Raw genomic sequence first — 14248 nt, forward strand, 5'->3', positions numbered from 1 at the left:
CTCAGACTGTGATGCTGGTCGCGGCCTGAGCGATGACGGCCGCGACGGCGGCGGGGTTGGACACGTAGACCGCGTGGCTGCCCGCCACCTCGGTGACCGTCGACCCGGCCCTCTCCGACATCGCCCGCTGGGCGGGCGGCGGGATCATCCGGTCATCCGCGGCGACCAGGTACCACGACGGCTTGATCCGCCAGGCCGGCTCCGACACCGCGCCCGCGAGCGCGTCCACGCCCCACGGCACCTGCGAGTCGGCCATGAACGCCGCCAGGCTGTCCGGGACGTCCGCGGCGAACGACCCGGCGAACTTCTCCCTGTCCAGGAACAGGAAGCCGTCCTGCGGCGGCAGGATCGGCGGCACCGGCGCACCGGGCGGAGGGTCGGCGATCAAGGTGTTCACCGACTCGCCCTTGTCCGGCGCGAATGCCGCAATGTAGGCCAGGGCGGCGACGTTCGGGTGGGTGCCGGCCTCGGTGATCACGACACCACCGTAGGAGTGCCCGACCAGCACGGCCGGTCCGTCCAGAGCGTCCAGGGTCCGCTGGGTGACGGCCACGTCGTCGGCCAGGGACAGGGTGGGGTTCTGCACGACATACACCCGGTAGCCATCGGCGGTCAGGTGTTCGTACACCCCCTGCCAGCCTGATCCGTCGACGAAACCACCGTGCACCAGCACGATGTTCTTCACTTCGCTCACGACACTGCCTCCGATCCCCCGGGATTCCGACCCGGCTCGATGGGGAGATGACCGGAACGCTAAACCTCCTGCTGCCTCCACCGAATGCGCCAAATGACGTAGACCACGCAATAGCCGCAGCAGCTACGTCAACTGACGTAGCCCACGCAGAACGGGACTGCGGGTCAGCTCAAGCTTCACCCCGTCAGTCAGCGGTGAACGCTGAACAGACTTCTGCAGACTCGCCCCTTGAAGCACTCGAACCACCTGCATGGGCTACGGCGCCCCTTGCGATGCTTGCCCGCCGCCAGACATCGGCCGTGCCTCTGCGGGTGCTTGTGGGCCTAACGAGGCTTCGCATGGGCCTTGCGCGTGATCGCCGGATGGGCAACCGGCTGAGACATCACATCCGTCCGCTCGATGACTAGCGGAGAACCGACAGGGGCGAGGGGCAGGAGAGGCTGGGAGCTCTCCCCCAGCTCCCAGCGACATCACCGCTACGCGCGGCGCTGACCCTTGTTGAGGCTGCCGGAGTGCACCGTTGGTGACACCCGTACGCGCTCCACACGATGAGGAATGACATACAGTCCCAGCACTACGGTGGCTCAGAGCCATCGCGGGCCGTCAGGGGTGCACCTGACTCCCGGAAACTGGCACCGCCCGTGGCTCCTGCCTCATGTCTGGCCGCTCTCACGTCATGATCTTTCCCAATACCTTCCCAGACAGCAGCCGCATCGCGCCGCGCGATAGCATCATGCCTGGTCAGGGCCGCAAGGGGACGCTCGTGATCATCCGACTCCTAAGGCGGGTGCCGCAGGTTCGGATAAGGCTCGAGGCGCCAAAAGCAAAGCGTTCTTGGCCAGTGGAAACAATGGTCAAGGGCTTCGGCGCTGTAGGGCTGTCGTCGATCGTCTGCGGGCAGTCCCTTCTGATGCCTTCTCATGGGGGCACCCGTTGGCGTGAGCCTGGTGATCAAATTTCCGAGGCAATCTCGGGCATTGCTCCGTGCGGGAGTGTGGGGGAGCAAGTGCTTCGGAGCGGCCGTGGCGGCTGAGGACAGGTGGTCAACGCTTGGCGTTGGAGGATGGGCGGTCCTACTTGTCGCTCGATTGCCAGCCCACTTTGTCGTGGCTCACGATGCAATTGGCGTAGATGCGCAGACGCATGCCGATGCTGTGTCCGACCCGTTCCTCCGCGTGGGCACCGGGACGCCGGCGTTGAGCCACGCGGAGACGCAGGAGTGGCCCAGGTGGCGGGGGCGGGCCGCGAAGCAGGCTCGTTCGTGCTCATTTGGAGGCGGGCGCAGCGAGATGGACAGCGATGAAGGGATTGTGCGCTGCGTCCCGTGGCTCGGGAGATGTCGTACGGGCAGCGCTTCCGACGGCATCGACGGCGTCACAGGCCGCATCAGATCTGCACGCATCGGTAGGCGGTGTCGGCTGCCCGTACATGGACCATGCCGGCGGATCGCGATCGCGTTCCGCAGGTACTCGTCCGCTGCGCCGCGGTTCTCCATCGATTCCACGAATGGGTGCAAGACGTCACCGCCGGGCGGGAGCGGGCCCGGGGTTCACATGGCGCGAGCGGTCGCTCCGGAAGGTGGCGGCGAGGTCGTGGGGTGGTCACTCGGTGGGGTGGGCCGCGTCCAGGAGGCGGCGCAGGTGCAGGCTGTCCGGGGCCAGGGCGGTGATCAGGCTGGCGGGGCCGGCCAGCGGGGTCAGTACGGCTTGACCCGCTGCGGGGTCGTCGCCGAACAGCCGGACCTGGGGCGGTTGGCATTCCAGGTCGGGGTCGACGATGAGGATCTGGCCGGCGGCGCGGTGACTGGCCAGGATCGCCGGACCGTCCCAGCCGGGGGCGTCCGGGCCGTAGGCGGTCTGCTGGTCCAGCAGGAGGTGTCCATCGCGGTGGACGATGAGGCGGATGGCCAGCCGGCCCGGAGGCTCGCCGAAGCGCCCGAGGACCTGTTCCTCGCGCAGGACGAGGCGCGCGGTGGCGGCCAGGTCGATGGTGCAGGTCTGGCGCAGGTTGCTGCCGGCGGCGGAGATCAGCGGCTGGGGCAGCCAGTGCAGGCTGGCTCGGTCGGCCACGGTCAGGTGCACGTCGTAGGTAGCGGGCTCAGGGGTGGGGCCGCGCAGGGCGATCGCGGCTGAGGCGGTGGTGACGTGAAGGTGGGCGCCGGGTTCGGCGGTGGCCTCGACGCGCAGCCGGTCGCCACCGAGAGGGGCGTTCATGGCGCCGAGCACGCACACCCGCGCCTGGTCACCGTGCGAGTGAATGCGGCGCAGGTGGAACGGGCCGTCACCGGCCAGGGCGGACAGTACGGTGCCCTCCCCGGCGCGGGTCGCCGTGACGCGGGCGGTGGCGCGCACGCCCGGCACAGCCGGCACGGCGGCCACACCTCGCACGCCAGGCACGCCCGGCACAGCCGGCACGGCCGCCACACCTCGCACGCCCGGCGCGCCCGGCACGGCGTGGGACGCGAGGGTCATGCGGGGCCCGGGACGCGGGCCGCCAGGCGATGCAGGACCCAGTCCACCACGGGCCGGACGCCGTCTTCGGTCTTCAGGGCGGTGAAGGCGACGGGCAGCTCCCCGCGCTGCGTCCTGGCGTCGCGGGCCATGGCTTCCAGGTCGGCGCCGACGTACGGTGCGAGGTCGGTCTTGTTGATGACGAGCAGGTCGGAGGTGGTCAGGCCGGGCCCGCCCTTGCGGGGGATGTCGTCGCCGCCGGCGACGTCGATGACGAAGATCTGCGCGTCGACCAGGCCCTTGGAGAAGGTCGCGGTGAGGTTGTCGCCGCCCGACTCGATGAGGATCAGGTCGAGCGGGCCGAGCAGTTCTTCCAGGTCCTCGACGGCTTGGAGGTTGGCGGAGATGTCGTCACGGATGGCGGTGTGCGGACAGGCGCCGGTCTGCACCGCCTTGATGCGCTCGGCGGGCAGTACGGCCTCACGCAGCAGGAACTCGGCGTCCTCGCGGGTGTAGATGTCGTTGGTGACGACCGCGATGGACAGTTCCTGGCGCAGTGCGCGGCACAGGGCGGCGACGGTCGCGGTCTTGCCGGAGCCCACCGGGCCGCCCAGGCCGATGCGCAGCGCGCCGTGGCGGCCGCCGGGGTCATGGCCCTGGCCTGCGGAGACGTCGTGGTCATGGTGGAGGTGCATGGCGCTCCCGTGGTCGGACGACAGGCGTTCGTACAGGTGGGTCAGGAGGCGAACAGGCGGGCTGAGCGGGTCACGTGCTGTTCGGCGGTGATGTCGAGCAGCGGCGCCGAGGCGGCCGGCAGCGCCGCGACACCGTCGGCGTGGACGCGGCCCGCCGCCTCAGCGGCCTGCCGCGCGACGTGGTCGAGGTCGGCGGCGAGACGGGCCAGGACAGCCGTGGCGTCGAAGGGGTCCAGGCTCAGCAGGCGGACGGTCGCGGCGGCCGAGCCGCTGACGCTCTCGTAGGCCGCCGCGCAGGCGGCGTCGTACGGGCTCAGCCCTGCGGCGCGGGCGGCCGCTCCGAGCACCACGGGCTGATGGGCGCCGCGCGGACGGGCAGCGGCCAGGGCGTCGAGCTCGGCGCAGGGCCAGACGGCTCGGGCGGCGCGCAGCAGTTGCCGTCCGAGCGTGCGCGCGATCTGCCGCAGGGCCGGAGAAGGCGTGCGGGCGTCGGCGGCCTCCTCCAGCAGCAGCGGGTCCAACCCGGCGGCGGCCGCGGCCGCGAGCCCGGCCGCGGTCAGCCCGCTGGTGTGCAGCCTGCCTCGGCAGAACGCCTCCAGGCCGGCCGCGTCACGCACGCGTCCGGCGGCGACGGCCGCCTCGGCGCCGCCGGAATGAGCGTGCCCGCCGGCCGGGAACCGGCCGTCGGCCAGGACGAGCAGCGTGGCACGGCTCATCGGCGTGACTCACCTTCCTTCAGTGAGATGACGGGTCAGAACAGGAAGTAGAGCTGCGCCATCGGCAGTTCGGTGGGGGGCTCGTTGGAGTCGATGCGCCGGCCGTCGATCCGTACCTCATAGCCGTTGGGGTCGACGTCGATGACGGGGGTGGCGTCGTTTCGGCGCATGTCCTGCTTGAACACCCTGCGGGTGTTGCGGATGGGCGTGAACGACTTGTCCACCTCGACCCGGCCGGGCAGGCCGGCCGCGATCGCCTGTTCGCTGACGAAGTTGACGGAGTTGGCGCCGGGGGCTCGGCCCGTCGCGCCCCACATCGGGCGGGGCAGGATCGGCTGTGGGGTGGTGATGGCGCCGTTGGCGTCGCCGACCTGTGCGTACGCGATCTGGCCGCCCTTGATCACCCGGTGCGGCTTGACGCCGAAGAACTTCGGCTCCCACAGCACCAGGTCGGCCAGCTTGCCCACCTCGACCGAGCCGATCTCGTGGTCGATGCCGTGCGCGACGGCCGGGTTGATGGTGTATTTGGCGACGTAGCGGCGGGCGCGGTGGTTGTCGGTCTCGTCGGCGCCGCCCCGGTCGCCGTCCAGCGGTCCGCGCCGCTGCTTCATCACGTGCGCGGTCTGCCAGGTTCTCGTGATCATCTCGCCGATGCGTCCCATCGCCTGGGCGTCGGACGACATGATCGAAATGGCGCCCAGGTCGTGCAGGAGGTCTTCGGCGGCCATGGTGGCGGGCCGGATGCGCGACTCGGCGAAGGCCCGGTCCTCGGGCACCTGCGGGTTGAGGTGGTGGGCGATCAGCACCATGTCCAGGTGCTCCGGGACCGTGTTGTGCGTGTAGGGGCGGGTGGGGTTCGTGGAGGCGGGCAGCACGTTGGGCAGGCCCGCCATTCTGATCATGTCGGGGGCGTGGCCGCCGCCGGCGCCCTCGATGTGGAAGACGTGGAGCGGTTGATCGCCGATGGCCGCGATGGTGTCCTCGACGGTGCCGGCCTCGTTCAGGGTGTCGGCGTGCAGGGCCAGCTGTACGCCGGTCGCCCGGCACACCTCCAGGCAGCGGCGCAGGACCGCCGGGGTGGCACCCCAGTCTTCGTGGATCTTGAAGCCGAGGATGCCGGCCTTGACCTGGTTGTGAAGGGATTCGGTGGACATCGTGCTGCCCTTGCCGAGCAGCCCGATGTTGACCGGGAAGGCGTCCAGCGCCTTGAACAGCCGGTCGAGGTGCCAGGCGCCGGGCGTGACGGTGGTGGCGGTCGTGCCGTCGGCGGGGCCGGTCCCGCCGCCGATCAGCGTGGTGACGCCGGAGGCGAGCGCCTCCTGGATCTGCTCCGGGCAGATGAAGTGCACGTGGGTGTCGACGCCGCCCGCGGTGAGGATCTTGCCGTTGCCCGAGATGACCTCGGTCTCGGGGCCGATCAGGAAGTCGGTCGCGACGGGATGCCCGTCGTGCAGCCGATCCATCGTCTCGTCGTTGTAGGCCTTGCCCAGCGCGGCGATGCGGCCGTCGCGAAGAGCGACGTCGGCCTTGACCACGCCCCAGTGGTCCAGGATGAGAGCACCGGTGATGACGGTGTCGGGCGGTTTCGGGGCGCCGGGAGTCGCGCTGTCGCGTGGCGCGAGTGACTGCCCCATCGACTCCCGGACCACCTTGCCACCGCCGAAGAGGATCTCGTTGCCGCTGCGGCCAGGACCGCCGGCCCAGTCCTCGGTGATCTCGATCCACAGATCGGTGTCGGCCAGGCGGACACAATCCCCCGTCGTCGGGCCGAACCGGTCGGCGTACTGTTCGCGCGTGAGGGGCTCGGACATCAGAGGTTGCCTCCGACCTTGCCGTTCAGGCCCGCGACGTGGCGCCGGCCCTCGATGGGCACCAGCTCCACGTCCTGGGGCATGTTGGGGGCGAAGCGCACCGAGCCGCCGGCGGGGATGTTCAGCCGTTTGCCGTAGGCGGCGTCACGGTCGGGGTGGATGTCGAGGCGGGAGTTGACCTCGTAGAAGTGGTAGTGGGAGCCGACCTGGATGTGACGGTCGTCGGTGTTGGTGACCCGTACGGTCGTGATCGGGCGGCCGTCGTTGAAGCTCACACCCCCCTCGGAGGAGAAGTCGATCGCGCCGGGAGGGCCCTGCCTGCCTGGCCCGGCCACGCGGGCCGACGGCCCGGCGGCGGGTGGGCACGGCGGGGGCTCGGGGTCGGGTGGGCACGGCTGCGGCAGAGCCCCGCACGGCGACGGGTCCGGGTCGGATGGGCACGGCAGAGTGGTCGCCAACGGGATCGGCTCGCGGAGGGTGACCATTTTGGTGCCGTCGGGGAAGGTGGCCTCGATCTGGAGGTCGGCGATCATCTCGGCGACGCCTGGCATGACTTCGTGCGGCATGAGCACCGGCGGCTGCTGCTTCGCCATGAGGTCCGCGACGGTTCTGCCGGCGCGCGCCTCTTCGAGGACCCAGGAGGTCAGGATGGCAACCGCCTCCGGGTAGTTGAGCTTCACTCGCCCTCTGCGCTTGTGGGCCACGTCTGCGGCCACGTGGATCATCAGCCGTTCTTGTTCATGCAGGGTCAGGTGCACCCTCTCACCTCGGTTTCACTTCTGCCCCCAGGCCCTTGCCTTCGGGGCCGACGGTGCGGATCGACCGGTATGGCCGATGCTGGGCCCATATCGCTGTCCGCTCTTGCGCCGAGAGGTTGCCCCTTTCGCGGATGCGCCCGAAACAGGCGCCGTGAAGGGGTTCTATGGTCACCGCCCGGTTGCGTGCCGAGCGTAACCAATTCGACACTCTGCGCGATATGGCCTGAAGGGGAAGGGTGCCTCGCGCCGAAGCCACACCGACACCTCGCCCTGCTGACCGACATGACCAGCTCCGTCCCGGCCACCACACCGCGTTCGCACCGCGACCGAACACGAGCCCGCCCGAGCGAGCGCCACCGTCACGGTGGAGCCGACGTAGTGATCGACGAGGCCGGCACAGACGGCGAAAGGAAAACGATGCCGTCGCATCGGGCTTGGCAGGACCGAGAACGCCACCGACTGCCGGTCAGTTCGCGCGGAACAGCCAGCCCATGCGCGGGCCCGAAATATCAGCGATGTCGATGTCTCTTGCAGAAGAGAGACGCGTACTGACCCGTGGCGCCGCCCAGCAAGAAGCCAACACATCCATTCCATCGATTCCCCGAGCCATTCTCATGGCCAATGACGTGGAGGAACCTCACCGAGGAGCGTTCCACCGCCACAACCCAGCGCAACGGCCTCATGACGTCAATATGACATAGATCACATGGGGCGACAGGGCGCCCTGCCGAGAGGCAGGCCAAGCATGTTGATCAGCTCAAATGTCGCTTCTTCTCCCACCCTCGTCACTCTCGGTTCGAAAATGACGTCGGCTTTACGGGTTGACCCTTTCTGTAGATCTCTTCAACATCATCCGTGAACCTTATATCCGCCTTATGACGTAACGGCCCGCCCATCGGAACGGGCCCGCGTCAGCGTGCCTGAAAGGTGTCAGGATGCAGGGTTGGCGTTTTTGGAAGCGGGCGATCGTCGCATTACTGGTCGCCCTGACCATGGTGGCCTTCGATGTCAGGGTGCCGCTCGTATTGAGCCAGGAGGCATCGGCGGCCGTCTCGGGCCCCGAATCCGAACCGTCGGTCAAGGGTCACCCGGTGCCCGTCCCGAAGACGGCCGAAGGCGCGGAGAAGGATCAGCCGAGAGTCAAACGATCCGATCCCGTCTGGCCACGCCCCGGCCACGGCGAGGCAGCGCTCACCGGCAAGGCGGTCCAGGTCGGAGACCTGCCGGTCGCCGTGGCCGCGACGAAGAAGACGACCTCGGGCAAGGTGCGCGTCGAGACGCTGCCCGCCGACGCCGTCAACCGACTCGGCGGCGTCGGCATAGCTGCCAGGGTGACGCGCGTCGAGGGATCAGGGGCCGTACGGGCGGAATTCTCCTACGCGAGCTTCCGCGACGCCTTCGGCGGCAACTTCGACAGCAGGCTCGGCCTGCTCAGGCTGCCGGCGTGCGCGGTGACCGTCCCGCGTCCCCGCGACTGCGTCGTGCGCCCGCAGCCGGTGACGGCGCACAACGACCTGGCTGCCGGCAAGCTGATCGCCGATGTCCAGCCCGACCCGGCCACCGGGGAGGGCCTGCCCGTCGCGGTGGCGCCGAGCAGCCGTCCCAAGGCAGCCGAACTGGCCGGGAAAGCGTTCCGGACGGGCTCCGTGTACGTGCTCGCCGCTGGAGTCGCGGGCGCGGACGGCAACTTCGGCGCAACCGACCTCAAGCCGTCGGGCAGTTGGCAGGCCGGCACCTCTGGCGGCGGCTTCGACTACAGCCTGCCGTTGCCCGAAGCCCCCTCCCCCGCGGGCAACGGCCCTGAGCTGTCCCTCCGCTACGACTCCTCCTCCGTGGACGGGCAGGGCCGCTGGACCAACAACCAGTCAGGCACGGTCGGCGTGGGCTGGGACCTGAACGCCGGATTCATCGAGCGCAAGTACCGTCGCTGCTACGTCGACAACTTCTACCATCCGGAAACGGCCGAGCTGATCTGGACCGCCGACGAGATGGGCGTGGGCGGCAGGGCGGTGTGCTGGGAATCGCCCGACGCCAACGACAATGACCCCACGACCACCGACATGAGCGGATCCGAGCTGGTCATCAACGTCGGCGGGCGGTCCGCCGCCATCGTCAAGGACACCTCGGGCGGCTGGAAGACCGTTCCCGAGCTGGGCTTCAAGATCGAGCAGCTGACGGGTGGCGCGGACAGCCAGCCCTATTGGCAGGTGACGAGTCAGGACGGCACGGTCTCCAGATTCGGCTACCGCAAGGACGCCCAATGGCAGCTCCCGTACGTGGGCAACGACGTCGGCGAGCCCTGCTACGACCGCTACTACAACGACGCCATCCCACCGACCTGCACCGGGGTGTGGCGCTGGAATCTCGACAGAGAGACCGACCGCAACGAGAACGTGGTCGACTACTCCTACACCCGCGAGACCAACTACTTCTGCCTGCCCTCCTGCGCTCACGAGACCTACCGGGTGCTGCCGTACGACAGCGGCGGCGTGCTGGCCAAGGTCGAGTGGGGACACAACTCCCAGCTGGCCGGTACGACGCCGACCTCCCGGACGGTCTTCACCACGGCGGCGAGAGACGGCGGCGACGTGCCGACCGACCTGCAGTGCGCCGCCCCCACGCCCTGCGACAACGGCGCGATCGCCTTCTTCTCCACCCGCAAGCTCACCTCCGTGACGGCCGAGTCGGCCAACCCCGCGACCGGCGGATGGGATCCGGTCGAACGGCTGGACCTGCGCCACACCTGGATGTACACGAGGACGGACTTCGGTCCGCCACGCGATCCCGTCATGTGGCTGGACACCGCGCAGCAGACCGGGCTGGCCGCGAGCCCCACGATCACGCTGCCGCCCTTGGACTTCGACGCCGCCATGCTGGCCGGCCGCATGGATTACGACGACATGTCGGACTGGACGGACCTGCTGTCGTGGCGGATGGTCCCCCACATGAGCGGTTTCGCCAACGGCATGGGCGGCCGCACCGAGGTCACGTACGGCCAGGCCGACCCCTGCTCCGGCGGGAAGGGCCGGGACGGCACCGACTACTTCGCCGACAAGACGGGTGACTGCTTCCAGGTCGACTACAGCATCGAGGGCAACGAGAGCTGGGCCCGCTTCTACAAGCACCTGGCGACCAAGGTCGTCGAGCGCGACCTGGTCGGCGGCTCACCCGACATCACCCACTCCTACGAATACCTGGGCGGCCCGGGCTGGGTGGGCCCCACCGAGTACGCGGAGCCGGGGCTCAAGCCAGCCTCCTCCGACTGGCGCGGATACGGCCAGGTACGCACGATCACCGGATCGGGCTCCGACCCTGACGGCTACACGGTCACGTCCGAGACGTTCCTGCGGGGTATGGGCACGCTCGTCCCCGACTTCGACGGCGGGACCATCCTGGACGCCTGGCCGCTGATGGGGCAGACGCTCCAGCGGCAGACCTGGAAGATGACCGCGACCAGCCCGCGAGCCTACGCCGAGGTCGAGTCGACACGCTGGGAGTACCAGCTCAAGGCCAACGGTGACGTCCCAGGCGCGCTGGACCCGTACTTCGTCCTGCGGGTGCGCGAGCGCACCAGGGAGAAGGCGGCCGGCGGAAGCTGGCGCTACAGCGACACCAAGACTCTGCACAACGCCGACGGCCTGCCCATCAAGATCAACTCTTACGGGCAGGACGGCGTGTCGACCGACAACTCATGCACGTCCATCTCGTATGCGCGCAACACCGACGGCGGCCAGTGGTTGATCGGGTTCGTCTCGGTCGTCGAGAAGCGCACGGGAGACGACTGCGCCGCGGGCACCCTCGTCGGGAAGACCGTCACCCTGTACGACAACGGCACCGACCCGGCGACGAACAAGCCCAGCGACGGCAACGCCACCGAGACCCGCGCCTACGCCGACACGAGCACGGTCTCGGCAGGCAAGGCTTCCTTCGACGAGTACGGCAGGCAGACCGAGGTGGTGGACCCGCTGGGCAAGCGCACCACCACCACCTACAACCCCACGACGGGCTGGCCCTCGAACGGCGTCGTCACCACGAACCCGCTCAACCATCAGGTCCAGGCCACGACCTCGCGTCTGCACGGCGAAATCGTCTCGATCGTCGACGCCAACGGCAAGAAGTCCGAGCTCGACTACGACGCCCTCGGCCGCGCTGTCGCGATGTGGGCCCCTGGCCAGCCGCGCTCGGGAGGGACTCCGACGGCGACCGCGGCCTACGACATCCCCTCCAGCGGCGGACTGAGCCAGCCGACCGCACCGATCAGGACCACGCTCAAGCGGCTGCTCACGGGGACGGGTTCGGCCGCGAAGACGGTGACCACCTACAGCTATGAGGACGGACTCGGGCGCACCCGGGAGGCGCAGGCCACCTCCCCCTCCGGCGGCCGGGCCGTGGTCGTCACCACCTACGACGCCAGGGGCCTGCCACTGGCCAAGACCGAGCCGGTGCACAACACCGCTGCACCCGGCTCCGGCCTGCTCAACCCCACCCTGACGAACGCGGCCCAGTGGACCAAGACCCTCTACGACGGGCTTGAGCGCCCGGTCGCGATCATCTCGTACCACCTCGCCCAGGAGTTACGCCGTACCACCACCGCCTATCCCGGTGCGGACAGGACCGAGACCGTTCCCCCGGTCGGCGGCAAGACCGTTACCGTCACCGACGTCTTCGACCGGACCACGAAGATCGAGGAGTGGAAGGACGGCTCCTCCCACCAGGACACCGTCTACACCTACGACGTCAACGACAACCTGCTGACGATGACGGACGCCAAGGGAAGCGTCCGCACGTTCACCTACGACTGGCTCAAGCGGCAGACCGTCGCCGCGGACCCGGACGCGGGGCGCACGACCACCGGATACGACCTGGCAGGCAGAGTCGCGTGGAAGACCGACGCGACGGGTCAGAAGATCTCCATCGGCTACGACGACCTGGGCCGGGTCACCACCCAATGGAGCGGCGAGGCGGGCACGGGCGCCAAGCTCGCCGAGTGGAGTTACGACTCCGTCGCCAAGGGCCAGCCCGCCTCCTCCACCCGCTACGTCGGCGGCCAGCCCTACACCCAGAGCGTCACCGCCTACGACGACAACTACCGCCCCACCGGCAACAAGATCAGTATCCCCGCCGTCGAGGGCACGCTGGCCGGAGACTACGCGTTCACCTCGGTCTACGACGCCGCGGGCAACCTGCGCCAGCAGGGCATGCCGGCCGCAGGCGGACTGCCGGCGGAGACCCTCACCTACACGTACACCGACTACGGCCTGTCCAAGGGCCTCAGCTCCGACCTCGGCGGGTTCACCTACGTCAAGGACACCCTCTACTCGGCAACCGGGAAGCTCGCCGAGCGTCAGTTCGGCACGACCGGCAAGATCAGGCGCACGCTCGAACACGACGCCACAACCGGGTGGCTCAGCCGGGTGACCACCACAGCCAAGGCGGACACGGCAACGCCCGAGACCGTTCAGGACGACAGGTTCGGCTACAACGTCGCCGGCCAGCTCAACCGCATCCAGGATGCCCGGCAGGGCCAGTCGGAGTGCTTCGCCTACGATGAGTTGCTCCGCCTGTCGGCGGCCTTCACCACGACCGCGGCCGACTGCAGCGGCGGGGGCGACGGCCTGGGGCCTGATCCGTACGACCAGAGCTACACCTACGACGCCGCCGGCAACCTCGCCACGCTGACCAGCAACGGGCAGGCGGCCACCTACACCTACCCGGCCGCGGGCGCCGGTGCGACGCGGCCGAACGCGGTCACCTCCATCAGCCGCCCAAGCGGCACGGACACCTACACCTACGACGCCGCCGGCCGGCTGTCCTCCAGAACGGTGGGCGGCAAGCAGGGCACATTCGATTGGGACGAGCTCGGCCACCTGTCCAAGGTGACCGTCGACGGCCAGCAGACCTCGATGGTCTACGACGCCGACGGTGAGCGGCTGATCCGGCGCGATGCAGGCGGCGCCGCGACGCTCTACCTCGGCGTCATGGAGCTCAAGCTGTCGGGCGGGCAGGTGACCGGCACGCGGTACTACGCCACCGCCGACGGCACGACGGTCGCACTGCGCACGGGCAGCACGGTCACCTGGCTGATGGCCGGGCTGAACAACAGTCAGCAGCTTGCCGTCGGCGACGCCGACGGCGCGGTCGCACGCCAGCGCTACCTGCCGTTCGGCGGACGGCGCGGTGGTGACGCCCTGCCCTTCACCGACCGCGGCTTCCTCGGCAAGACCGAGGACGCCAGCGGGCTGGTCTACCTGTCGGCCCGCTACTACGACCCCGGAATCGCCAAGTTCATCAGCACCGACCCGGTGCTGAGCCTGCAGGCGCCGGACTGGGCGAACCCCTACAGCTATGCCGCCAACAACCCCATCACGCTGTCCGACCCCGACGGGCTCAAGCCGCGGCGCGCCGCGAAGACGGCGGACGGCGACAAGCCGTGGAAGTACAACGCCTCCAGGCACAACCGCGCGGTCGACGTGGCGGCGCTGCTGATCAAGTGGATGGCGCTGCTCGGCTACCCGTCCGGGAAGATCGTGCTGGAGTACCACATTCCCGGCGCCAAGAAGCTCGGCACCGACGGCAAGGCCGACATCGCCCTGATCACGGAGGACGCGATCTACCTGTGGGAGGTGAAGCGCAACACGGTCGCCGCCCAGGGGCAGAACGAACTCGCGATCTACATCAAGGCGCTCAAGGCGCTGCCGAACCAGACCGGCGGACGCAATGTCCTGCCCGGCTTCGACCTCCTGCTTCCCGTGCCCAACTACGTCAAGGAGACCAACGAGATCGTCATCGCCTACTCCAACGCCGCGAAGTGGGGCAAGAACTCGGGAGTGATCGAATACTGGGTGACCAAGAGCCGCGGACCCCAGCAGGTGCCCGTGGTGTCTCCCAAGACCCAGCCGCAGCCCGTGCCGTTCCCGACGCCGCACTTGATGCCGCACGTGGGCGATCCGGGCTACACGCTCGAGGACCTGCGTCGTAACGCGGAGAACAGGCCCAAGGGCCTGCCCGCTCTGCCGCCGCAGTTGCAGGGCACGCTCACGGGGGCAGCCATCCTCGGAGGCATCGCCCTGTCCATCCTGAGCTTCGGCCTCTACCAGCCGCCGGGACTGGCCTACTGAGATGAC

The 14248-nt window shown here is 69.2% G+C and carries 7 protein-coding genes; 1 reads left to right on the plus strand and 6 read right to left on the minus strand.

Annotation, left to right across the window (positions count from 1 at the left end; all coding sequences use genetic code 11):
• Position 1: 1 nt before the first annotated feature.
• From ACIBK9_RS25615 to ACIBK9_RS25640, 6 genes are all read right to left on the minus strand, one after another.
• Positions 2-694: an alpha/beta fold hydrolase gene (locus ACIBK9_RS25615; protein WP_387661177.1), complete on the minus strand. Its 693-nt coding sequence runs from the start codon at positions 692-694 to the stop codon at positions 2-4.
• 1601 nt (positions 695-2295) lie between these two features.
• Complete coding sequence (locus ACIBK9_RS25620; protein ID WP_397161571.1) at positions 2296-3165, minus strand: urease accessory protein UreD; 870 nt, start codon at positions 3163-3165, stop codon at positions 2296-2298.
• Positions 3162-3839, minus strand: coding sequence for an urease accessory protein UreG (ureG, locus tag ACIBK9_RS25625; protein WP_397161572.1), 678 nt, complete (start codon positions 3837-3839; stop codon positions 3162-3164). Before ureG ends, ACIBK9_RS25620 begins: the two co-directional genes overlap by 4 nt.
• Before the next feature lie 41 nt (positions 3840-3880).
• Positions 3881-4555 carry an urease accessory protein UreF gene (locus tag ACIBK9_RS25630; RefSeq protein ID WP_397161573.1) on the minus strand — a complete coding sequence of 225 codons (675 nt, stop codon included), beginning with the start codon at positions 4553-4555 and terminating at the stop codon, positions 3881-3883.
• A 35-nt stretch (positions 4556-4590) separates the two neighbouring features.
• On the minus strand, positions 4591-6366 hold the full coding sequence (locus tag ACIBK9_RS25635; RefSeq protein WP_397161574.1) for an urease subunit alpha: 1776 nt from the start codon (positions 6364-6366) through the stop codon (positions 4591-4593).
• Entirely contained in the window at positions 6366-7124 is a 759-nt protein-coding gene (locus ACIBK9_RS25640) for an urease subunit gamma (RefSeq protein ID WP_397161575.1), read from the minus strand. Before ACIBK9_RS25640 ends, ACIBK9_RS25635 begins: the two co-directional genes overlap by 1 nt.
• 935 nt (positions 7125-8059) lie before the next feature.
• On the opposite strand from ACIBK9_RS25640, the gene ACIBK9_RS25645 reads away from it, so the two are divergent.
• Complete coding sequence (locus ACIBK9_RS25645; protein ID WP_397161576.1) at positions 8060-14242, plus strand: RHS repeat-associated core domain-containing protein; 6183 nt, start codon at positions 8060-8062, stop codon at positions 14240-14242.
• Positions 14243-14248 lie beyond the last annotated feature (6 nt).

This window comes from Nonomuraea sp. NPDC050227 (assembly GCF_044459705.1).
GTDB lineage: Bacteria > Actinomycetota > Actinomycetes > Streptosporangiales > Streptosporangiaceae > Nonomuraea.